Below are 23530 nucleotides of genomic sequence, written 5' to 3'. Positions count from 1 at the left end.
CAAGCAACACAGCAGAAAGAAACGAGGCTCTGTTCATGACGAGACACATTCATCCGATTTTAGCCAGCTATATTCCTGTCGCGGAAGGCTTGGCGAAGACGTTGGGGCAGCATTGTGAAGTCGTGCTGCACGATTTGACAGACATATCTTCTTCGATCATTGCGATCTACAACGGTCATGTCAGCGGGAGGGAGGTCGGCTCCCCGGTCACCAATCTGGCGCTGCAAGCTTTGCGCACAGCCAAGACGAGCCAGGAGGACTACGATCTCAACTACCGCAACGACACGATCAAGGGAAAGCAGATCAAGTCCAGCTCGCTGTACATCAAGGACGAAACCGGGCAAATTATCGGCAGCCTGTGCCTGAATATGGACTTGACGCACATTGCCATCGCGCAGGCGGCCTTAAACGACATGATGGCGTTCGCGGACAAAGCCGAGGAAGGGCGGGCCGCGGAAAAGTTCGCGCCGACGGTCACCAGTCTGATGGAGCAAATGATCGACGATTGCCTGAAAAAGACCGGAAAACCGATTGCCCTGATGCAAAAGGAAGAGAAGATTCAATTCATCCATTTGCTCGACGAAGTAGGGCTGTTTTTGATCAAGGGAGCCGTGCAGCACGTGGCGGATTTGCTGGATGTCACCAAGTACACGATCTACAACTATTTGGACAAAAAAGACGGGAGATGAGCGGGAATGGCAGATGCGACTTTGCAGCAGGCACGCAGCTTTCACGATGGCGTCCATGTGCTGGACGGACATTTTGACTTGCTGATGGATGTAGAAATTCAGCGCGGCTACGGCCGGACGAAGCTGATCGAGACAGAATACTTGCCGCGGTTTCAGGCAGGCGGGGTGCATTCCGTCGTGGCGGCCGTCTTTGTGGAAGATGCGTTTGTGCCGGAAATGGCGTTGCGCAAAGCGCTCAATCAGGTGAGTGCCTTGCACGCGGAAGTGGCGGAATCTCCGGACTATTTGGTCATCGCCAAAAACGGACAAGACTTGCTCGCGGCAAGGCAGGAAGGAAAAGTTTCGTTTGTTCTCTCCCTGGAGGGCGCCGAGCCGCTGTACAACGATCTGAGCATGCTGCGCATTTTTTACGAGCTGGGCGTACGGATGATGGGGCTTACCTGGAGTCGGCGAAATTTTGCCGCAGATGGCAGCTTTTTTGCCCCTGTGCGTGAAGGGAGAAAAGGCGGTCTGACCGACTTTGGCGTTGCCCTGATTGAAGAGGCGGAGCGCTTGGGCGTCCTCATCGACGTCAGCCATTTGAACGACGAAGGATTTTGGGACGTGATCGAAGTGGCCCGCAAGCCGATCATTGCTTCTCATTCCAACTGCCGCAGCCTGGTGCCGACCATGCGCAACCTGACGGACGAACAGATCACGGCGATTGCCGAAAAGGGCGGGTTGATCGGCTTGAATGCGTTCAGCATGTTTACGGCAAACAGCGGAGCCGAAGCGACGCTTGAGCGGCTGATCGACCACGTCGACCATATGAAGAAGCTCGTCGGCAGCAAGCATATCGGCATCGGACTTGACCTGTGCGACGATTTGACCAAGTACATTCCGCTCGACCGCATCGCGAAAACGACAGAGATGCCTTTTGATGTCGTAAAAGGCCACGCGTCGATTCCGCTGATTACGCGCGAGCTGATGATCAGGGGCTACAAGGACGAAGAGATTGAGGACATTCTCGGCAAAAACTATTTGCGCGTCTATCAGGAAGCGTGGAGATAAATTCCGTTTTGTAGAAAAGAGGAGAGCTACGATGGAGAACAAGCAGCCGTCTGGACAAGTTTTTGGCTATTATCAATCAGGCGTTCACATCGCCGATTTGCTTTTGGGAAAAGAGCAAGTGTGGCATCGGCCTACAGATTGGGAGTCGGAAGAAAAGTCAGAGAGAAGCTTCGAACTGCTCGCCGAAGACAAAGCGGTCTACGAGCTGCCTGTGTACGAGCTGAGCCGCAGGCTTGGCGAGTGGAATGCACTCGACTGGTCGGCTGTCGAGGAGATGCATCCGCCTGGTGGCGGCTGCTACCAGCGGCATGAGCGAGTCGAAGGGACGCTCTCTGGCGGGCAGGAGCACAAGCAGGCGTGGGTGTGGGCGCTGCGCGGCGGAGCGATGCCGATCGACCTGATCGTGTGCGACAACGAGGTCATCGCATTCGTCTTGACGGGCAGGGGAGACAGTGTGGTACTCGTGCAGGAAGGCTGGGAAAGCATGACGCCGCTTGTGCTGTGGCAAGATGCGCAGCTTTCTGCCGCGCGCTACGGCGTCAAGCATCTGGGCAGGCACGACGTAGCCATGCGCGATGGCATCAAGCTGGCGACAGAAGTGTGGATTCCAGCTGGATTGCAGCCGGGCGAACGGGTGCCGACCATTTTGCTGCGGACGCCATACGGCCGGATGGACGCGATTTTTCGCCGTCTGCCATTCGTCGCGCGCGGCTACGCATTGGTCGTACAGGACACGCGAGGGCGGGAAGACTCCGAGGGCGAATGGATTCCGCTGGTGCATGAGCGCGAAGACGGAGACGACACGCTCAACTGGATCGCGGAGCAGCCATGGTCGGACGGGGCAGTCGGCATGCTCGGAGGTTCGTACGTAGGCTATGTGCAATGGGCGGCAGCAGCGAGCGGCAACCCGCACTTGAAGGCGATTTTCAGCTACGTAACCGTCGGCACGCCGTACATCGACATTCCGCGAAAAGGCGGGACGATTCTCACGGGGCTATCGTGGATTTTCATGATGGCCGAAAAGCGCCGAAATGTCGCTGCCCTCAGCCGGGATGACTGGAGCGAAGTGCTGAAAGTCCGCCCGATCAAGGAAATTCCGCAAAAAGTGCTCGGGAAAGAAATCCCGTTCTGGACAAAATGGATGGAGCATCCCGATGGCGACGATTTTTGGGCGCGTTCCGACTGGAAGCAGTTTGCCGATCAAGTAAAAGTGCCTGCGTTTCTCGTATCCGGCTGGTACGACGACAACGGAATGGGCACAAGCGAGGCGTGGGAGGTCGTGTCCCAGAACATGCCAGAGCACACCCGGATGATTCTCGGCCCGTGGTACCACAAAGCCAATACGACGCGCGAGATTCACCACGTGCCATTTGGAAACAACGCGATTCGCTACGATCTGGACGTGACGCAGCTGCGCTGGTTTGACCGCTATTTGAAAGGCATCGAAAACGGCGTGGAACACGAGCCGCGCGTCCAGTATTACATGGTCGGCGAAAACGAATGGAAGACGTCCTCGGCGTGGCCGCCAGCAGAGGCGCAGCAAACGGCGTTTTATTTGAGCAGCCATGGACAGGCGAATACGAGTGCGGGAGATGGTGCCCTGACGCTTGCGACTCCCGGCGAGCAACCAGCGGATACGTACTTGTTCGATCCGCTAGATGCCGCGCCGTACTTGCTTGATTTGTCCGAGAACGAAAACTGCGTGCCGGAAAACTACGCCGAGGTAGAGAAGCGCCAAGACGTGCTTGTCTACACATCGGAGCCTTTGCAGGAAGCGGTCGTCATTGCCGGGGAAATCTCTGCCGTCCTGTACGCAGCCAGCTCGGCCCGCGATACGGATTGGCTCGTGCGACTGAGCGACGTGGACGAAGCGGGCAACTCGATTCGCCTGTCGGATGGAATCATTTGCGCCCGCTACCGCCATTCGTTTTCCGAGCCGCAACTGCTGGAACCGGGACAGATCGAACGCTACGAAATCCGCATGGGCAAAATCGCCAACGTTTTTCAAAAGGGCCACAGAATCCGGGTCGCGGTCACGTCCGGTGCGGAAAACTTCTCGTTCCCGAATCCAAACACGGGAGGGAACCTGGCGACGGAAACCGAGACGGTGGTTGCCACGCAGCACATTTACCATGATGAACAGCATCCGAGCCACATTCGTCTGCCTTTGCTGCCTGTGAATCAATAAAGGCTCGCGTGGGATTCAAGCAAAACTAGCACAAGCACATCCAGAAGACAGCGGCTGCCAAATTCGTTTGGCAGTCTTTTTTTGTGAACAACGGCTCGACGTTTTCCATGAAATGGGATGTGACCGCTTGCGCTCAACAAAACGCTCGGTTCGACTGGGGATTCGGAAAACTTGTGGCTAATCAAGGATATAAACGGTTATGTACACAGCTTTGGTGTGCAGATCAATAGATGAAGCTATTTTCCCGCCTATATATGTGGGGTGATTTCGCTTGAGATAGAAAAGTAAATGAATTACCAATATTTGACAATCTAGCGCATTTGTGTAATGATATTGCTTATTACGGAGGTGATTTTGTTGTGAGGAAAATAAGTGGATTTGTTTTTTTGTTCACAATTGCAAGCGGATTGGTTGTTGGTGGCGGAACTACTTTTGCTAGACCAGACTATGTTTGGGGGTTTGAGGATTACTACTCATACGCGGTTGACCAGAAAGCCGAACCGGGAAATGTGTTTCTAAGCGGTTACACAAAAGGCGAGGGGCCAGATTTAAAAGGCGTAAGCACAACTTCCAAATTTTACAAAAACGGAACATTTATTACCGATAAGACTAAAAAAGATTCCTCCGGCGAAGGTGCATGGGCACAAACATCGTACTATACAGGGCCAGGTACAAAGGAAGCTGAAGTGAAAACAGTTCACAAGGCATACACGCTGGATAATTCCTATATATCCAAGACGACTGGCAAGGTTTGGAAAAAATAAAGGTGGGGTAATCATATGTTGAAGAAATTAATACCTGTATGCGTTGGGCTCGCTGTCATGGCTGTTGTTGGCCAGAGTGTGTTAGCTGACAAAGAAGTTCAGCAGTTGACTGATTCATCGCAAAAGTATCAAAGCATGACGTTAGAGAAGCTGGGCGTACAATTGAACAATAATACGTTCAAGGGAGGAAGTGCTTCTGAGCTTCCCGTACTGGATACAGTAAAAGATGCTCAGGGGAACGAGTGGACCTATGTCTCGTATCTGCACAGCAATTTGATTGAAGAGCAGTTAGAAGAAAAATACTCTGAAAAAGTAGCGACGTCATTTATTGATGTTCAGGAAAAAATCTTGGATCCCATTATTCAAGTAGGAGATACAATACCCGTACTCTTGCTTAACGAGGATCTTACACTTGGAAAAATGGCATATTTGCAAGAAGAAGGAGAAGGAAAGCTAATTCTTGCTGAATTTAAATTGGACGAGGACAATCAAGAATGGATTGTCACGAAAAGAGCAAAGTGATTCGTTTCTCGTATCGACTGTGTCGTGTTATCTAAGAAAACATCCTCTCTGGAAAATGAAGTGCGCCCCTACCTTTCACTCGTGAGAATAATTTCTGAATGTGTGCCTCTTTTTCATCATAAAAATACACCTTAGGGTTCAGCGGATCTATCAATAAAGGCCCGGATGGCTTTTCAAGCAAAAGCTGCACAAACAAAACGAGTGACAATAGTTTCATGCAAAGCGTGCACAAGTAAGTTACAGAAGACAGCGGCTGCCAATTGGCTTGGCAGTCTTTTTTGTGTCCGAAAAACGACGCGATATTTTTCCGGAAAAGCAAATGTCACCACTTTTCTCCCCAAACAGCGCGGAAAATGCTTACGACCGTTCGTCAGTAAGTATGCAAAAATGGATAGCCGATGCACCATTGCATACATTTCGGCGGCAGCAGAATTAGACCTGGCAGTAAAATAAACGGAATTTGCTAAATTATCTGACTTGGTACAAAATATGCAGAGGACAACTTCTTGAATAAGAGAGTAGCTAAACAAAAGAACTGGGGGATTGATCAATGGAGCATCCGTCTGCACCAACGCTGAAGCGCTCGCTAACTCTTAGGCACATCGTCTTTTTCGGGCTTGCTTTTATGGCTCCGCAAACGTTTTTCTCGACGTATGGTGTCGCCGTACATAGTACGAACGGAATGATGCCCACGGCTTACGCCATCGCCATGATTGTCATGCTGTTTACCGCGTACAGCTACGCGCAGCTGGTCAAAGCGTTCCCAAATGCGGGGGCGGCCTACACGTTTACCCAGAAGACACTTAGTCCGCACGTCGGTTTTATTGTCGGCTGGACGATCATTATCGACTACATGTTCAGTCCGATGATCAGTTCCTTGCTCATCGGCATCTCGCTGTCGGCCTTTTTCCCTTCGATTCCGATGTTCGTCTGGATTGTGTCCTTTATCGCCATCATTACGGCGGTCAACATTCTCGGCATCAAGCTGGCAGCGCAATTCAACACGTACATGCTTCTGCTGCAACTGCTTGTTTTTCTGCTCTTTTTCATTTTGGCGATCTACGGCTTGCAGACTGGCAAAGGAGAAGGGACGCTGTTTTCGACCGTGCCTTTTTACGATGCCCAAATCAGCATCCCGACGCTGTTGTCCGTCGTTCCGCTGCTCTGTTTCAGCTTCCTTGGCTTCGATGCGGTGACGACGCTGTCGGAGGAGACGAAAGACGCGACGAAAAGCTTGCCGAAAGCGATTTATTTGATCACGCTGATCGGCGGACTGTTGTTTATTGCCGGGTCTTATTTTTCCCAACTCATTTATCCGCAGTTTCAGTCTTTTCAAAACCCCGACTCCGCCTATCTGGAAATCGCGATGGACATTGGCGGGACAGTGTTCACCGGCATCGTGATCGCAGTCGGTTTGACAGCCGGATTCGCGTCGGCGGTAGCGTCCGGGACGAGCGCCTCGCGCATTTTATACGCGATGGGCAGGGAAAATGTGCTGCCGAAAAAAGTGTTTGGCTATTTGTCGCCCAAGTATCGGACCCCTGTCTTCAATATTGCCATCATTGGTCTAGTCGCGTTGAGTGCGCTGTTTCTCGATTTGCTGACCGCTGTGTCGTTTATTAATTTTGGAGCGCTGTTTGCCTTTTTCTTCGTCAATCTGGCGGTCGTTGCCCATTATTACATCCGCGAGAAACAGCGGTCGTTCAAAGGGACGATTTTGTACCTGATTCTACCTTTGATCGGCGCTGCGCTCATCGGCCTGTTTTTCATCAAGCTCGACAAGCATTCCCTGTTGTTGGGCGGCAGTTGGCTCCTGCTTGGCTTTATTTATCTCGTTGGACTGACGAAAATGTTCAGACAGCCGCCGCCGATGCTGACGGTAGACGAAGTGCACTAATGGGGCGAAATCGAGCATTCCAGCAGGGAGGAAAGGGTGATGCGAGATGGGCTAAACAGCGGTCATTGCTGAAGGCAAGGCAACTCGTTTCCAGCGAAAAATGAGAGGATGAGACAAACAATGGGAAAACAAATAGCGGATTTGATCGTATCAAGCAACGCCGTTTTTACCGGGCTTTCCGAGAAGCCGGAGCCAGCGGCGATTGCGATTGCCAACAACAAAATCATCGCGGTCGGCACAAAAGAAGAGATCAGCGCTTATGCCGGGGAAGAGACGAAAGTGTATTCGTTTGTCGACCAGCTGATCATGCCGGGATTCCACGATTTTCACCTGCACATCATGCACGGGGCCGTGGCGATGGAATGCGTCAACTTGTTTTCCGCCCGATCGCAAAGAGAGGCGCTGGAGATGATCCGCGAGTTTGCCCAGGCAAAACCGGATGAGCCGTGGGTCATTGGCAACGTCTGGGATGCGGCTTATTGGGACACGCAGCAATTGCCGAATCGCTACGCGCTGGATCAGGCTGTGCCGGATCGGCCAGCGCTCATGTTTCACGCGGAAGGGCATTACGCCTGGGTCAACTCCAAAGCGCTGGAACTGGCCGGAATCGACAGGGATACGGAAGACCCTGCTTTCGGGATCATCGGCAAAGACGAGGAGGGGGAGCCGAACGGCCTTTTGTATGAAAAGGCGATGGGAGCCGTCGTCCAGCACGCGTATCACTTTTCCCGCGAAAAAAGGCGCGAACTGTTCCGCAACTTCCTCGCGTATGCGGCGAGCTTGGGCGTCACGGCGGTTCACGACCTGTTTGCGACGGAATCGATGGCGATCTTGACGGACTATGACGTATTCCGCGAGTTTGAGGCGGCAGATGAGCTGACGATGCGGATTCATCTCTGGCCTGCCCTGGATGGCGACCTGGAGCGAGTCAAACAGCTTCGCGAGACGTACCAGTCAGACATGCTGCGGGTATCGGGGCTGAAACAGTTTATCGATGGCGTCATTACAGCGCGCACAGCGTATTTGCTTGAGCCGTATGCCGATCAGCCCGACACGCGGGGCGAGACGTCATTCCCGCCGGAGACGATCAAACAATGGGTGGTGGATGCCGACAAGGAGGGCTTCGCGATCCGCTTCCACGCCATCGGAGACGGAGCGATCCGGCTTGCCTTTGACGCCTACGAAGCAGCGCAAAAAGCAAACGGCAAGCGCGATGCCCGCCACTCGATCGAGCATGTGGAGGTCATCCACCCGGATGATATTCCCCGGTTCCGGGAGCTGGATGTCACCGCTTCGATGCAGCCCGACCATTTTGCCATGTCCGAACGCGGCGTCTATACCGACCGGATCGGGGCGGAGCGGGAGAAGCATGTCTTCTCGATCAACACGCTGCAAAAGGCCGGGGCGAGGCTGGCGTTCGGGACAGACTTCCCGATCGATCTGCTGAATCCGTTGCTCCAGGTGTACCGGGCTGTCACCAGGATCGACAGCGGCGGCGCAGATGTCTGGCATCCGCACGAGCGAATTACGCTGGCCGAGGCACTGCGGGCGTACACAGCCGGGTCTGCTTACGGCTCGTTCCGGGAACAGGAGCTGGGCACGCTGGAGGCGGGCAAGCTGGCAGACATCGTCGTGCTTGCGCGCAATCTTTTCGCGGTGCCAGTCGAGGAAATCCCGGATACGAAAGCAGTGCTGACAATCGTGGATGGAAAAGTGGTTTTTGAGCATACGCAAGCACTCGTCGAAAGCTGAGCAATTGAGCATTTGCCATGAAAAAATCCCGACTCCTGCACGCAGGGTCAGTCGGGATTTTTGCTTTTTTTGCTTGAAGTCAAATGGCTCATCAGGAGTGATGCCGTTCTTCTGCCATGGCAGCCGCCTTTGTTCGGTGGACCGTTCCGTGCGGATGGTGGGGCGGCGCGTAGATCGAGTACAGCTTCAGCGGCTCGTTTCCGGTGTTGATGATGTTGTGCCACGTGCCTGCGGGAACCATCACGGCGTAATCGTCATTGAGTCTTGCCTGGTAGTCCAGCCGGTCTTTTCTCGCTCCCATTTGCACAAGCCCGTGTCCGTCCTCAATGCGGAAGAACTGATCGGTGTCCGGATGTATTTCCAAACCGATGTCTCCACCTACCGGAATGCTCATCAAGGTGACTTGCAAATGCTTCCCCGTCCACAAGGCGGTGCGGTAATAGTTGTTTTGCTTTGTCGCTTCATCGATATTGATCGCCAGCGGGTGGGGGCCGTAATCTTTCAGCTCGACCCGATTCCAACTGCTCTCCCAGTTGCTGTACCAAGGATAATAGGCTGGATACCAGTGGTGTCCCCAAGACGTTTGGTCCCAGTCCCAGTTCACAGGCGTGACAGGGGGATGCCATGGATAACCATAGTGCGACGGATACATTGAATTGCTCCTCTCTCCAGTTGCTGTCCCTATTACCGTATGCAGTTGCCTATGAAGGCGAAAGCCCAAATTCGCTAAGCGCGGGGTTCCACGCTCTTTTGCCATTTGTGATGTCCGTCTGTTGTCCCGAGCAGGTGGAAGCCGTTGCGCTGATAAAACTGGTTCAGCTGCGGATTGTCCGCTACGCAATCCAGTCTCAGGTTCTTCTGCTCGCTTGCTGCATGCTGCGTGATCCAGGTCAACAGATCGGCTCCGAGTCCTTTTCGCATCGTAGCAGGACGCAGGGCGAGCCTGTGAAGATAGAGGCTGTTTTCGGAAGCATCTTCTCCCCAAATATGGCGGTCCCATTCCGTTTGGCTGGCTGCGATGGTAAAGGTGCCGATCAGCTCCGGCCCTTTCCGTACGAGATACGTGTGCTGATCCACAATCGCTTGTGCAATCTCCTCGTCGTCTCCGCCTTCCAAAAGAAACGCCCATTGCCTGATCCCTGACTCTTTCAGCCATTGCGCGACCTGCTTCAGCAGACTGATGACAGCCAGCGTATCGTGTGGCGTAGCAAGCTGGATGTGCCAATCGTGGGACATGGTTGTTATCCTCCTTGTTAGCCGTTTGAGAATAAGCGGGCTGTTTGTTATTTTACTGGCTGCGCATGCATTTTCCTGCCGCCATGCGAAAAGGTTCCGATTTTCCGGATACCTGCTACTGTGAAAGCGGTCGATACGGTTTCCTTTCCGGGAACGGCAAGCAGCTTGTGCGGAGACGGAAAAGGTTGTTTGTTCGCCGATCATGACGATCAAGGATCGCCGGGCGTCACAGCGCAAAAAGCCGATGCCGCAAAACAGGCACCAGCTCGTGAAAGTTTCTTTCATTAATCGAGATCGTCGTGTTTGAACAAGGAAGAGAGCGCTTTCGCAAGGAAACTGGAAACGACCTCTTCGTCTTCTGCATGCACAGCCAACGAATGAACCCAGTTGTGATCGTGGCCGACATCGTCGGAGCACAGCAAGGCGGCGCGCATGTTTTGCAGCGACATGACGATACTTTTTCCATCGAAATGCCGGGAGTAGAAAAAGGCGAAATCATAGCGGCGCTGCTCGGTGGCAAAAGTGACGAAGCGGGACAGCAAATTTTCCGATTGATCGTACAAATATTCAAACTTCATTGTCGACTCACTCCTGTGCTTGATTTGGGGCCGAGCTTTAAATGGCTTCCTCGAAGTCGATGACCGGAGGCTTTTTGGTGAAAAATTTGGTGCTGAACAGCAAGTAGCTGATGCCGACCAACGACCAGGTGAGTCCAAGGGTCAGCGCGTGGCTGTCCAGGTTGTACCAGAGAAAAGCGACAAAGCTGGTGCCGATCAACGGCGAAAGCAGGTAGTGAACGACATCGCGCAAAGAACGCTGTTGATTGCGAATATAGTAATGGGCGATCACAGAGGCGTTAACGGCAGTAAAAGCGGTCAATGCGCCAAAATTAATGAAGGCAAGCGCCGTTTCCAGGTCGAGAAACAAAGCGGCCAGGGAGATGGCTCCGACAAAAAAGACGTTGCGCGCCGGAATGCCTTTGACAGGGTGCAGGTGGCCGAACAGCTTTTTCGGCAGGACGTTTTCTCTGCCCATCACGTACAGCAGGCGGGAAGCGCTCGTATGGGAAGCGATCCCGGAAGCAAGCGCAGCGGTTATGCTGCCCGCTACGAAGATCGCGTAAAACAGATCTTGTCCGAGAATCATCGACATTTCGGGTGAAGGCGACTCAGGATTTTGGAAATGGTCCACCGCCGGAAAAGCAAGCTGAGTGAAGTAGGAAGTCGTGATGAAGATGACGCCCCCGATCAACGCTACGAGAAAAATGCCGCGCGGGATCGTTTTCAGCGGGTCAACCGCTTCTTCCGTATACGTGGTGACGGCATCGAAGCCGAGAAACGAAAAGCAGAGAATCGCAGCCCCGGTGAGCAGCGTCGGCAGCGAGATCGCTTCCCCGTAAAAGGGCTGGGCTGTAAAAGCCGGCGCACCGTTGGCGGCAGAAGCAATGTGCGAAATGCTCAGGCAGACGAAAACGACGACAACGATGACCTGAAACACGACCAGCAATGTATTGAAGTTGGCCGTAGACTGAATACCGCGAAAATTGATGTAAGTAGTGACCGCAGCCAGGAGGATGCCCAATATCCAGCCCGGAACCATCGGAAAGGCGGCAGACAAGTAAATTTTGCCGAGGAGTACATTAATGACAGGTAGAAATACGTAGTCGAGGAGTGATACCCAGCCGACGAGAAAGCCGATGTGCGGGTTAATCGCCTGACGGGCGTAGGAGTAGGCAGACCCGGCTACGGGAAATACCCGCACCATTTTCCCGTAGCTGGATGCGGTAAACAGCATGGCAGCCAGCGCCAAAATATAGGCAGTCGGAACATGCCCGCCTGTTTCCTGGCTGACGATGCCGTACGTATCAAAAACAGTCAGAGGCGTTAAATAGCCCAGTCCCAAAACGATAACCTGCCACAGCTTCAAGCTTCTTTTTAACGTGGGTGCAGTTGAATGATTCAGGCTTTTTTCCATGACCAATCCCCTTTGTTTGTAAAATGAAAGCGGTTAACATTTCGCGGTCAGCTTCTATTCGATCCAAACCCCCGGCCGCCCGGCTGCGGAGTCTGGTCGCATCGTTTTTCCTCATGCCGTTTGCCCCCCTTGCTTCCCCAAACTGTGGTGTACATGATGCGACTATTTCTCTCAGCCATGTAAGCAAGTGATATGCCAAACGCGAAAGGGCGCCATCTATCCCGCTTTTTGCTGCGGGAGGGGTCAGCGTGCGCGTTCCTATTCATGCAAAAATTCATGGATTACCCAAAAATGCATACAAAACGGTCGCGCTTGCTTCTGCTCTTAATAAAAATAAATTGAATATTTTCCAATATTTTGATTTAATGTAAATTGATTTGAGCTTTATTTTTAAAAAGTTAACATGCAAGGAGATGGAAAACTTGAAGACGATGTTAAAAAAATCATTGGTACTAACATGCTTAGGATCAACATTACTAATTGGACAAGCATTTGCAGCACCAGAAACTATGTTTACAAATACGGATTCCCAAATAAACAATAATTTTGATCGAAAAGGTGCCAAAAAATACGCTGAAAAGTATGCTGAACGACCGGGGAACAAAAATTATGCAAATTATGGAAGTAATGGCGATGGCGGTGACTGCACGAACTTTGTCTCTCAAGTATTACATGAAGGTGGGGGTCTGGATTTTCATGGGAAGGCTGGTTACAACAGGAACACCAAAGATTGGTACTATTACGGTCGCAATGTTCCGGAAAATACAAATGATAAAAAATCTCGCACATCTTCTTGGACTGGTGCTCATCAATTTAGAGAACACTGGGCAGTAGTTAATGGTTCAGGAGGGGAATTTGCGTATCAAGCCAAAAAGTACTCAGTCAAAGATGCAATAAAGAATTTTAGAGACATTTACAATGATTTGTACGAAGGCGATATTGTTCAGTATGTTGATGCTTCAGGAAGAACCATTCATTCGCAAGTAGTTCATCGCTTTAAGGATGGAGAAGTGTATATGGCTCAACATTCGGTAAATGACAGTGATTATACTTGGGGGACAGACCTGCCATTAAGTGAATGGCTCGATTATGGCGGGGCATATGTTGTGACAATAAAAATCAAGAAATAATCCGCTAAAAGGGGATGAAATCATGTTTGTACATCGAACAAAAAAACTTCTCGCTTTAACATTAGGCAGTCTTGCTATTTTAAGCGCTGGAAGTTTTCTTGGCTACCAAGCTTATGCCGATGATTCGTCCAAAACGGAAATGCTTGAGCAAATGAAAGAAGAGTATAAAAAATTGGCCGATCAAGATGATCCTAATGCGCCGAGCGAAGAAAGGCAAAAAATCAAAGACTTGGGGTGGGAAGTAGGAAAGCTCGAAAAAGAACTGAACCCCGAAAACCCCGAGGATGTATTAACACGTAAGTTAGCTGTTTTCAAAGAGATGACACTCATTCATGAATCAAGCTACAAGGACAGCGATGCAGATGCCAATGACCCAAAAGTAACCGAGATTGTAGAGCAAATCGAACAGCGAAAAAAACTGGTTGCAAAATTTGAAGAGAAATTGGCTTCTTTAAAAAAGAGAGCTAAAAAGGCAAAGCAGTCTGAAGAGGCCAAAGAAGAAGCAGAACAGTTGCTGACGGAATTTCAACAGGAGAAAGAAGCTCTCAGTATACAAAGCGAGTAATAAACTAAATGTGCAAAAATCAAAGGCGTTGCTCACCAGAGCAGCGCCCTTTTCATGACCAGTCCATGCAAAAACGATGATTCAAAAACGCATAGATTATGCAAAACCGCATAAGCCGCCCCCCTTGCTGCAAGTGTTCGCTGGAAAAGTAAATTGGCATAATATTTGCAATAATTATTCCGCGAACAAGCAAGGAAGGAAACAAGGAGTGGTTACGAGCGATGCGAAACAAGCTTTTCCTCATTGCCGTCCTGCTGTCGATGATTCTTTTGCCGCTTCGCCATTACATGGCAAACGAATACAGGCAGCGTTGGACAGGAGCAGAGGGATAGACACCAGATAGCCAAACCAAAAGTCCAACGCTGTAGAACAAAATGCAGCCGTCTCCTACACACTATCTACAAACGGAGGACTTCAACCTATGCAATATCCACTTTCCCCAGACGTAAAACCGGAGTTTTGCACGACAGGCACGTTCATGCGGTTACCGTCGGCAAGAGAAAATGCCAAAGTAGCGATTATCGGACAGCCGTTCGACACGGCCGCTTCGTTTCGCGTAGGGGCGCGGTTTGCTCCGCAAGCGATTCGCCAGGCTTCCATGACGCTGTTTCCGTATCATCCGACGCACAAAGTATACCCGTTCGAGGATACGCAAGCGATTGATGTCGGAGATGTTTCGGTCATTCCGCACAACATCCACCGCAGCTATGAGCTGATGGAAGAAGCCGTGCTCGACCTGATGAAAAAAGGCATCGTGCCGATTGGGCTGGGCGGCGATCATTCGATTACATTAGCGTCCTTGCGCGCCGCCAAAAAAGTATACGGACAGGTAGCGATGATCCAGTTTGATTCGCATACAGACACGTGGGACACGTACTACGACGAAAAATATTGGCACGGTTCCCCGTTCATCCGGGCGCACGAGGAAGGACTTTTGCAGCCGGACAAAGTACTTCAGGTCGGGATTCGCGGGACGCTGAACCATCCGGGCGACATCGAGGCCAGCTACGAGCTGGGGTACAACGTGATCACGACACAAGAGCTGCGCAGCCGCGGATTTGCGGATGTCATTGCGCAAATCAAAGCGCAGATTGGAGAAACTCCTTGCTTCCTCACTTTTGACATCGACTTTATCGATCCCGCCTTCGCACCCGGCACCGGAACGCTTGAGGTAGGCGGCTTCACCAGTCACGAGGCGCTGCAAATCATACGCTCCCTGACAGGCCTGAACTACATCGGGTTTGACCTCGTGGAAGTGTTGCCTCCGTACGATCCGACGCAAATTACTTCGCTGTTGGCAGCGACATTGATTCACGACTTTGCCGCCCTGGTTGCCCTCCGGCAAAATCAGCTGGCGAGCCAATAAGAAATCTATTCATTTTTGCATAATCGATGATTTTTTGCATAAATCAGTCGTACAAGTGCCCAGGCTTACACCAATGGTAGTCGTGCTTCCTTGATTGGCACGGGAGTTGCTTTAAGGAATGACACTGAGAAGGGACACAGCGGAAGGAGAGGATGGATTGCATGATAAACCTGAAGATGTACATCAACGGGGAATGGGTGGATGCGCAAAGCAAGAAGACCCGCGAAATCTTGAATCCCGCTACAGGGGAAGTGATTGCGCTCTCGGCAGAAGGGGATGTGGAAGACGCCCGCCATGCCATTCAGATCGCCCGCGATGCGTTCGATAGCGGCATCTGGTCGGAACTTCCGGCAGCGGAGCGCGCCCGCTACTTGCTGGCGATTGCCGACAAGCTGGAGGAGCGGGCGGAAGAAATCGGCAGGCTGGAGACGCTGGACAATGGAAAGCCATTGCGCGAGACAGCTTTTGACGTCGCGGATGCGGCTGCTTGCTTCCGCTACTACGCGGGGCTGGCTACCAAGCCGGACGGACAGACGTATCACGTGGCAGACCCGGTGCAAGCCATGGTCGTGCGCGAGCCTGTCGGTGTGTGCGGCCTGATCGTGCCGTGGAACTATCCGCTGCTCATGGGTGTGTGGAAAATTGCGCCTGCGCTCGCCGCCGGGAATACGATCGTGTTCAAGCCGTCAGAGGTCACTCCGGTTACCGCCCAAAAGCTGTTTGAAATCATCGAGGAAGTCGGCATTCCCAAAGGCGTAGCCAACATGGTGCTCGGAGCGGGAGCAACGGTCGGAAACGAGCTTGCCGAGAGCCATCTGGTCGACAAAATTTCTTTTACAGGCGGTACGGCCACCGGGCGCAGCATCATGCGGGCTGCTGTCGGCAACATCAAAAAAATCTCCCTCGAACTGGGCGGCAAATCGCCGAACATCGTTTTCGCAGATGCAGACTTCGATACGGCTGTTGATTACGCGCTATTCGGAATTTTCGCGAATCAAGGGCAAGTTTGCTCGGCGGGATCGCGGCTGCTGCTCGAAGATAGCATTCACGACCGCTTCGTCGAGCGACTGGTGGAGCGCGCCCAAAAAATACGCGTAGGCCATGGCGACGATCCTGCTACGGAGATGGGTCCGGTCGTCAGCCAGGCTCACATGGAAAAAATTCTCCATTACATCGAGCTGGGCAAAGCAGAAGGGGCGCGTCTCTTGTGCGGAGGAAACCGCCTGACGACAAACGGTCTGGAAAAAGGCTATTTCATCGAGCCGACGATTTTCACCGATACGACCCCATCTATGAAAATTGTTCAGGAAGAAATTTTCGGGCCAGTGCTGGCGATTCAACGCTTTAAAGACGAGGCAGATGCCGTGCGTCTCGCCAACGATACCGTGTACGGACTGGCGGGCGGCGTGTTCACCCAGGATGGTGCCAAAGCGATGCGCGTCATCAAAAAGCTGCGTGCCGGAATTACGTGGATCAACTGTTACCATCCGACCTACAACGAAGCGCCTTGGGGCGGCTACAAGCAAAGCGGCATCGGCCGCGGCCTGGGCACGTTTGGCTTCGAGGAGTACACGGAAGTGAAGCAAATCAACATCAACCTGCAAGTTCAGCCAACCGGCTGGTTTGAAAACTAATCCAACCAATCAGGAGGACAGCGAGATGAGCAAAACCGTGGAGAGCAAACAGCAGAACATACAAGTACAAGAACAGTACAAAGACGTCTACGCCTATACGAGCCAGATTCTCGATCTGATCGCCAAAACCGACATTACAAAAGACGAGGCAGAGTGGGTAACGCGCCAGACGGTCGAGAACTTCCGCGACCACGTAAATCCCGGCTTTCTCGGCTACCGCAAGTCGGTTACGAAAGACGGACAGTTCGCCGCCGTGGAATGGAAGGACGCAGGCCCGAACTCCTTTATGGATGTAAACGGAAAAGAATACATCGATTGTCTCGGCGGCTTTGGCATTTACAACGTCGGGCATCGCCATCCAAAAGTAGTAGAGGCCGTCATTAACCAGCTCAACCGTCAACCGCTGCACAGCCAGGATTTGCTCGATCCGCTGCGCGCCATGCTCGCCAAAATTTTGGCTGACGTGACGCCGGGCGAGCTGAAGTACGCCTATTTTGCCAACAGCGGTACGGAGACGGTAGAAGCGGCGATCAAGCTGGCGAAAATGCACACCGGGCGCACTACGTTTATCGCTACGACAAAAGCGTTCCACGGCAAAAGCCTGGGAGCTTTGTCCGCTACGGCCAAAGGCGTATTCCGCAAACCGTTTTTGCCAATGATTCCCGGCTTCCGCCATGTGCATTTTGGCGATATCGACATGCTGCGCAAAACATTCGAGGCGTGCGCGCTCGTCGGGGAAGAAATTGCCGGGGTGATCCTCGAACCGATCCAGGGCGAAGGCGGAGTGAACCTGCCGCCGGAAAACTACTTGAAGCAAGTGCGCGAGCTGTGCGACCAGTACGGTGCCCTGCTCATCTTGGACGAAGTGCAGACGGGAATGGGCCGCACCGGAAAAATGTTTTGCTGCGAGCATTACGATGTGGTGCCGGACATTTTGTGCCTGGCAAAAGCGTTTGGCGGGGGCATCATGCCAGCAGGAGCGGTGGTCGCGACGGAGGAAGTATTCAAAAGCTTTTTCCCGAACCCGTTTGTGCAGACGACGACTTTTGGCGGAAATCCGCTGGCGTGCGCCGCAGCGATTGCGACCTTCAACGTGCTGATCGAGGAAAACTTGCTGGACCGCTGCGTGGAAATGGGCGAGTACATGCTGCAAGGGCTGCGCGCCGCAGCAGCGGCTCACAGTGACAAAGTGCAGGAAGTGCGCGGCAAAGGGCTGCTGATCGGAATCGAGTTCCATAACGACGAGATCGGTTACGAGGTGTCCAAAGGCTTGTTTGACAACGGCGTTCTGGTAGCCGGAACGCTGATCAATGCCAAGACGATCCGCATCGAACCGCCCCTCACGATTACGTACGAAGAAGCAGACAAAGTCATCGAGACTTTCCAAAAAGTGCTGCCGCAAGTCCAAATCTAACCGATAGACAGGAAAAGAAGACTGCCCACCCCAGTCTTCTTTTCCCTTTCTTCTCCATGGGAGCCCTGAGTATAATAGTAGTCACATGCCAAGCTATATTGGGAGGACCTATGGTTTCCAATTGTTTTGTACGAAAAACGTATCCAGTATCGTTTGAATCTTCTGCGAATGAAGTGTGGGACATCATGACTCGGTTCAACGAGCGTTATGTGTTTGTTACCGATCCCAAAAGCGAAAACAAGTATGTTGCTTATATACGAAATACGGATATGCTGCCGCTCTTGACCGAGCCGGGCTGGATGGACAAGCCCGTTCGGGAGCTTCCGTACCAGACCAACCTCGCCTATTATCAGCAAGGAATCAGCGTACCCGACTACTTCAAGGTGTTTGGGGAGGAAGTCGTGGTCGTCCGCGATCCGGCGGGGCAAGACGAAGGGTATTTGCGCCGCGAGGATGTTTTGTACTACATTTTGACCAATCAGTCCGGCCACCCGGATTGGATGCGATCTTTGCTTAACTCAATTCCGATGGGCATTTTGATCGTGGACAAAAAGGGGCAGATCGAAAACTTCAGCTCCGAAGTGTTGCGGATGGTTCGCGTGACGCCAGAAGAGTTGCGACAGCAACGGGTAGGCGAATTGCTGGACCCGGGCGTTTTTCAGCGAGTGATTGAAAACGGGGAAAAGGTGCTCAATTACATCATCGTCAACGAACGAATCGGCGTGCTCGCCGACTTTTGCCCGATCCACAGCCACGATGGCACGGTGACCGGAGCGACGATCGTCCTGCAAGATTTGCCTTTTATCGAGCGAATGGCGATGGAAATGGAGTACGTCAAAAACCTCAACACCGACTTGCAAGGGATTCTCTCCTCGATCTACGACGAAATTCTCGTCCTCGATGAAAAAGGCGTGCTGCTGCGCTACAGCGGCAACCTGATCGAAGACTTTTGGGAAATCAACAAGGAGCAGCTGCTCGGCATCAATCTGATGGAGCTGGAACAGGAGGGCTTATTTTTCTCGGCGATTGTCCGCATGGTGATGGAGCGCAAGCGCAAGGTGTCTGTCACACAGGAAAGCCGCTCGGGCAAAAACGTGCTGGCTGTCGGCAACCCGATTTTCGCTGACAACGGAAAGCTGGAGCGGATCGTCATCGCTTTGCGCGACGTGACGGAGACAGTCATGCTGAAGGAAGAGCTGCTGCAAGTCAAAAAAATATCGGAAAAGTACAAAAAAGAGCTGGAGCATCTGCGCGACCAGAAGCAGTATGCGAAAAACCGCCAGCTGATCTACGCCAGCGAGCCGATGGAAAAAGTGATGAAATACATCCACAAGATCGCCAACACGTCCTCCACTGTGCTGCTCACCGGGGAATCAGGCGTCGGCAAAGAAGTGTTTGCCCGCACGATTTACGAGCTGGGACCGCGCTACAGCCAACCGTTCGTCAAAGTCAACTGCGGGGCGATCCCGGAGACGCTGTTGGAAAGCGAGTTGTTTGGCTACGAAAAGGGCGCATTCACAGGTGCAAACTCGAACGGGAAGCCGGGGTACTTCCGGATGGCGCACAAAGGCGTGCTGTTCCTCGACGAGATCGGCGAAATGCCGCTGAATTTGCAGGTCAAGCTGCTGCGCGTGCTCCAGGAGCGGGAAATTATTCCCGTAGGCGGCTCCGAGATCGTCGAGGTCGACGTGCAAATCATTGCCGCGACCAACAAAAATCTCGAAAAAATGGTCGAGGAAGGCACGTTCCGCGAAGACTTGTACTATCGGCTGAACGTCATCCCTGTCGTCATTCCGCCGCTGCGGGATCGCCCGGAAGACATCCCGCTGATCAGTTTGCACTTTTTGCAGACGTTCAATGAAAAATACGCGCGCTCCACGCAATTGTCCCAGGACGCTCTCGACTTGCTCGAATCGTATTCCTGGCCGGGCAACGTGCGCGAGCTGCAAAACATCATCGAACGGATTGTCGTTACCGCAGACGAGGATTTGATTGAGGCGCACCATATCACACCGCTTTTGAAAACGAAAAAGAAGCAGTATTTGCGTCAGCGTCTGACCAAAATCATGCCGTTGAAGGAAGCGACGAGAGCGATGGAGGAGCAGCTGATCAAGATGGCGATGGATGAGTTCAAGACGACCTCCATGGCTGCCAAAGTGCTTGGCGTCAGCCAGTCCACGATCAGTCGCAAGTATCAGGAAATCCAAGAAAAGATAAGTCGAGGTGAGCCGATTGGGTTTAAAGTATGACGTGGTATCGCCGTTTGCCGGAACCATTGAGCGAATCTTTTTTCGATTGAGCGATTCGGTGCAGGAGGGGGAATTGCTGTTCACATTGGCAGAGGGGAGCAGGCGAATGGACATTCTCTCTCCGGTCACGGGCAGCGTAGAGGCGATTGAAGTCGAGAGCGGGGAGCCAGTCATTGCGGGGATGATTTTGGCTTCGATCGTGCTGCGTCAAGAAGGATAAATAGAAAAAAGGGATCAGCCGAAGCGGGCCGATCCCTTTTTGTATGTTTACGATTCGCTTGCGATCGCTTCCAGTGCCATGACGATCATGTCGTTGAACGTCGTTTGCCGTTCTTCGGCAGTCGTTTCCTCGCCAGTGAAAATGTGATCGCTGACGGTCAGGATCGACAGGCCGTTGACGCCGTATTTCGAAGCGAGCGTATAAAGCGCGGTCGTTTCCATTTCCACAGCCAGCACGCCGTAATCGCCGAGCTTTTTCACCGGTTCCATGCTTTCCCGATAAAACACGTCGGCTGTCAGCACGTTGCCGACCCGTACAGACAACCCTTTGGCGACTCCGGCATCGTACGCCTTTTTCAGCAAGTCGAAGTTGGCGCATGGCGCGTAGTCAAAACCAGGGAACGTCAGGCGATTCATGTTCGAATCGGTGCACGCTGTCATGGCGATAATCACGTCACGGACGTTGACATCTTTCTGAATGCCGCCGCATGTGCCGACGCGAATCAAATTTTTCACGCCGTAATCGCGGATCAGTTCGTTGACGTAAATCGAAATCGACGGGACGCCCATGCCTGTGCCTTGGACAGATACCCGTTTTCCGCGGTACGTGCCAGTAAAGCCGAGCATGCCGCGAACTTGATTGTAGCAGGTCACATCGCCGAGAAACGTTTCCGCGATGTATTTGGCGCGCAGCGGATCGCCTGGCAACAGGATGCTTTCTGCGATTTCACCTGGTTTGGCTTGAATATGTGTGCTCATGATAAGGCCGTTGTGTGGGCGAGCGAGAGCATGGACCACTTTCGTTCTCATTCCTCACACAGCGGCGTTCACCTCCTTGAATGGGTTAAACGGGAATAGATTGACCGAGCCTTTTGGCGGAAGCAGGTCTTGTGACGGAAAAAACAGCGCAGACAAAGGCCAGAAGCACGAAGATGCCGCCTACCCAAGCCGTGTCCACGACGGAGTAATGCTCAATCACGAAGCCGCCGACAGCCGAGCCGAGCGCGATGCCGATGTGCAGGGCGGAAGTGTTCAGGCTTTGCTGGATTTCGTACGACTCCGGCGCGGTTTCGATCAGGTAGTTTTGCTGGGCTGGTGTAATCGCCCAGCTCAGCATGCTCCAGGCAATCATCACGACCAGGAACAGGTAGAGCGAAAACGTGACGGCCGGAATGAGAAACATCACGATGGCAAACGAAGCGATGATGACGAGAATGCTTTTCGTCGAGCCAAGCTTGTCTGCTGCCCAGCCGCCAATCCCGCCGCCGAATACGGCTGAGATGCCGAAAATGAAGTAGACGATGCTCACCCAGCCCGAGGAAAGCTGCAAAGCCGTTTTTAAAAACGGAGTGAAGTAAGCGTACAGGGTCAAATGCCCGGTCAGCATCAAGACGGATGTCAGTTGAGCGCTGATGATCTTCGGTCTTTTCAGCGTCGCGAGCTGTTCTTTCAGCGGAATCGTGGGTCTTGCCGGAATTTTGGGCAAAAAGGCGTAAATGCCGACGATGGCAGCGAGCGTCAAAACCGAGATGAGCAGGAACGGAGCGCGCCAGCCAAACGAATTGCCGATGACAAGACCAAGCGGAACTCCGAGGACGAGCGAGCCGCTGACTCCCATGAAAATGACGCCGATCGCTCTGGCCCGGTACGCTTCTTTGACAATGGAAGAAGCGATGGTGATGGACAGGACGATGATCAACGAGCCGCTCGCTGCGGAAAAAATCCGCCCAAGCATCAAAACGAAATAAGTAGGACTGAGGAAAGAGATCACGTTGCCGAGCAAAAACACAACTAGCGCCCAGACGTACAAAGACTTCCGCTCGGCTTTCGCCGTCACGGTCAAAAGAATCGGAGCAGATAGCGCGAAAATAATGGAAAACATCGTAATCAGCCAGCCGGCTGTGCTGATGGAGACTTGCAAATCCTCCGCGATGATGTCCAAAATGCCGCCGATGATCAACTCTACCGTACCGACAACAAAGGCAGCGATGGCCAGAATGTATACTTTCATGTTCACGGTGACGAGCAAACCTCCTTTTGGATAAAAGAATGAAGTTACCACAGATATAGTAACCTATAATTTTCGCGATAACAACCCCTTGTAGTAGTAACCTTTTTGTCCCTGTAACAATATTTGACAATAGACTTGCTAGACTCATATAGTAAAAAAGGAAAAAAATAGAGGATTGAGGGGAAGCTTTTGGGGAAATTGTTCTTGTTCTCATTTTTATGGTGGCTGACAGGTAATCCGTTTATCGCGCTGCTCGTCATTTTGCTCGTCCTGTACTTTCTCGATTTGCGCTTTGTCCGGCTGCTGCCTGACATCACGAAGCCGTATCGGCGCTGGAGGCGACTGTCCGCCCTGAACAGCCAGCTTAGGCTAAATCCGCACGATACGCCTGCCAAGCTTGAGGCTGCCCGGCTGCTCATGGAAAAACGGCAGTACACAGAAGCTTTGACCTATCTGGACGGTATTTCTATCGCGATGCAAGATTCGGCTGAATATTTGTGCGACAAAGGAATTTGCTTGTTCAAGGTCGGACGGATGGAAGAAGGACTGGAGTTGATCGGCAAGGCTTTGCAGCTGAATCCGCGCGTCCGGTACGGAGAGCCATACCTCATCGTCGGGGAAGAATATGCGAAGCGCAAACAACAGGCAAAAGCGCTGGAATATTTGGGCGAGCTGGCGAAGATGAACATGTCATCGTGCGAGGTATACTTCAAACTTGGCGTGGTGTACGGCGAATTGCAGCAAAAAGACAAGGCGAAAGCGTCCTTTCAGGAAGCTGCGGAAGTCTACCGGGGGCTGCCCTCCTACAAGCGCCGGACGGAAAGACGCTGGGCGTTCCTGGCCTGGCTGCGAAAAACGATCTGATGGTTG

22 protein-coding genes are annotated in these 23530 nt (G+C 52.4%); 16 read left to right on the top strand and 6 right to left on the bottom strand.

Going from position 1 to position 23530, the window contains the following annotated elements; all coding sequences use genetic code 11:
• Positions 1-35: 35 nt before the first annotated feature.
• The 7 genes from HP435_RS22380 to HP435_RS22350 all read left to right on the top strand — a co-directional run bounded on the left by HP435_RS22380 (position 36) and on the right by HP435_RS22350 (position 8862).
• Positions 36-689: a helix-turn-helix transcriptional regulator gene (locus tag HP435_RS22380; RefSeq protein WP_122964664.1), complete on the top strand. Its 654-nt coding sequence runs from the start codon at positions 36-38 to the stop codon at positions 687-689.
• Between the two features lie 6 nt (positions 690-695).
• On the top strand, positions 696-1739 hold the full coding sequence (locus HP435_RS22375) for a dipeptidase (RefSeq protein WP_173597578.1): 1044 nt from the start codon (positions 696-698) through the stop codon (positions 1737-1739).
• Positions 1740-1770: 31 nt separating this feature from the next.
• The gene (locus HP435_RS22370) at positions 1771-3927 is read left to right on the top strand and encodes a CocE/NonD family hydrolase (RefSeq protein WP_173599224.1); all 2157 of its coding nucleotides are present in this window, start codon (positions 1771-1773) and stop codon (positions 3925-3927) included.
• A gap of 359 nt (positions 3928-4286) precedes the next feature.
• Complete coding sequence (locus tag HP435_RS22365) at positions 4287-4691, top strand: hypothetical protein (RefSeq protein WP_122964667.1); 405 nt, start codon at positions 4287-4289, stop codon at positions 4689-4691.
• Positions 4692-4706: 15 nt separating this feature from the next.
• Positions 4707-5213, top strand: a complete 507-nt coding sequence (locus HP435_RS22360; protein WP_173597580.1) for a hypothetical protein — start codon at positions 4707-4709, stop codon at positions 5211-5213.
• Positions 5214-5763: 550 nt separating this feature from the next.
• Positions 5764-7110: an APC family permease gene (locus tag HP435_RS22355; protein WP_173597582.1), complete on the top strand. Its 1347-nt coding sequence runs from the start codon at positions 5764-5766 to the stop codon at positions 7108-7110.
• A 120-nt stretch (positions 7111-7230) separates the two neighbouring features.
• The gene (locus HP435_RS22350) at positions 7231-8862 is read left to right on the top strand and encodes an amidohydrolase (protein WP_122964671.1); all 1632 of its coding nucleotides are present in this window, start codon (positions 7231-7233) and stop codon (positions 8860-8862) included.
• A gap of 91 nt (positions 8863-8953) precedes the next feature.
• Here HP435_RS22350 and HP435_RS22345 read toward each other — a convergent pair whose 3' ends face one another.
• From HP435_RS22345 to HP435_RS22330, 4 genes are all read right to left on the bottom strand, one after another.
• Positions 8954-9514 (bottom strand): cupin domain-containing protein, encoded by a 561-nt coding sequence (locus HP435_RS22345; RefSeq protein ID WP_122964672.1) that lies wholly within the window; start codon positions 9512-9514, stop codon positions 8954-8956.
• 74 nt (positions 9515-9588) lie between these two features.
• Positions 9589-10098 carry a GNAT family N-acetyltransferase gene (locus tag HP435_RS22340; RefSeq protein ID WP_173597585.1) on the bottom strand — a complete coding sequence of 170 codons (510 nt, stop codon included), beginning with the start codon at positions 10096-10098 and terminating at the stop codon, positions 9589-9591.
• Positions 10099-10382: 284 nt separating this feature from the next.
• Positions 10383-10676: an SAV0927 family protein gene (locus tag HP435_RS22335; RefSeq protein ID WP_173597586.1), complete on the bottom strand. Its 294-nt coding sequence runs from the start codon at positions 10674-10676 to the stop codon at positions 10383-10385.
• 37 nt (positions 10677-10713) lie between these two features.
• A complete protein-coding gene (locus tag HP435_RS22330; RefSeq protein ID WP_173597587.1) occupies positions 10714-12072 on the bottom strand; it encodes an APC family permease in 1359 nt (452 codons plus the stop codon).
• 248 nt (positions 12073-12320) lie between these two features.
• Between HP435_RS22330 and HP435_RS29160 the strand changes: the two genes are divergently transcribed.
• From HP435_RS29160 to HP435_RS22295, 8 genes are all read left to right on the top strand, one after another.
• Entirely contained in the window at positions 12321-12443 is a 123-nt protein-coding gene (locus HP435_RS29160) for a hypothetical protein (RefSeq protein ID WP_255679163.1), read from the top strand.
• A gap of 42 nt (positions 12444-12485) precedes the next feature.
• Positions 12486-13202 carry an amidase domain-containing protein gene (locus HP435_RS22325; RefSeq protein WP_173597588.1) on the top strand — a complete coding sequence of 239 codons (717 nt, stop codon included), beginning with the start codon at positions 12486-12488 and terminating at the stop codon, positions 13200-13202.
• Between the two features lie 22 nt (positions 13203-13224).
• Positions 13225-13767, top strand: coding sequence for a hypothetical protein (locus HP435_RS22320; RefSeq protein ID WP_173597589.1), 543 nt, complete (start codon positions 13225-13227; stop codon positions 13765-13767).
• A 421-nt stretch (positions 13768-14188) separates the two neighbouring features.
• On the top strand, positions 14189-15133 hold the full coding sequence (gene speB, locus HP435_RS22315) for an agmatinase (protein ID WP_173599223.1): 945 nt from the start codon (positions 14189-14191) through the stop codon (positions 15131-15133).
• 161 nt (positions 15134-15294) lie between these two features.
• Positions 15295-16767, top strand: a complete 1473-nt coding sequence (locus HP435_RS22310) for an aldehyde dehydrogenase family protein (RefSeq protein ID WP_173599222.1) — start codon at positions 15295-15297, stop codon at positions 16765-16767.
• 25 nt (positions 16768-16792) lie between these two features.
• Positions 16793-18181: a putrescine aminotransferase gene (locus HP435_RS22305; protein ID WP_217365725.1), complete on the top strand. Its 1389-nt coding sequence runs from the start codon at positions 16793-16795 to the stop codon at positions 18179-18181.
• A gap of 110 nt (positions 18182-18291) precedes the next feature.
• A complete protein-coding gene (locus HP435_RS22300; RefSeq protein ID WP_173597592.1) occupies positions 18292-20430 on the top strand; it encodes a sigma 54-interacting transcriptional regulator in 2139 nt (712 codons plus the stop codon).
• Positions 20414-20650 (top strand): hypothetical protein, encoded by a 237-nt coding sequence (locus tag HP435_RS22295; RefSeq protein ID WP_122964680.1) that lies wholly within the window; start codon positions 20414-20416, stop codon positions 20648-20650. Before HP435_RS22300 ends, HP435_RS22295 begins: the two co-directional genes overlap by 17 nt.
• A gap of 47 nt (positions 20651-20697) precedes the next feature.
• Here HP435_RS22295 and deoD read toward each other — a convergent pair whose 3' ends face one another.
• Positions 20698-21408, bottom strand: a complete 711-nt coding sequence (gene deoD / locus HP435_RS22290) for a purine-nucleoside phosphorylase (protein WP_122964681.1) — start codon at positions 21406-21408, stop codon at positions 20698-20700.
• A gap of 85 nt (positions 21409-21493) precedes the next feature.
• Positions 21494-22666, bottom strand: a complete 1173-nt coding sequence (locus tag HP435_RS22285; protein WP_122964682.1) for an MFS transporter — start codon at positions 22664-22666, stop codon at positions 21494-21496.
• 183 nt (positions 22667-22849) lie between these two features.
• Between HP435_RS22285 and HP435_RS22280 the strand changes: the two genes are divergently transcribed.
• Positions 22850-23524 carry a tetratricopeptide repeat protein gene (locus HP435_RS22280; protein WP_173599221.1) on the top strand — a complete coding sequence of 225 codons (675 nt, stop codon included), beginning with the start codon at positions 22850-22852 and terminating at the stop codon, positions 23522-23524.
• The last annotated feature ends 6 nt before the right edge of the window (positions 23525-23530 follow it).

It is taken from the genome of Brevibacillus sp. HD3.3A, from assembly GCF_013284375.2.
Classification (GTDB): Bacteria; Bacillota; Bacilli; order Brevibacillales; family Brevibacillaceae; genus Brevibacillus; species Brevibacillus parabrevis.
Note: the sequence above shows the minus strand (reverse complement) of the source record. Positions and strands in the feature narration are given on the sequence as shown.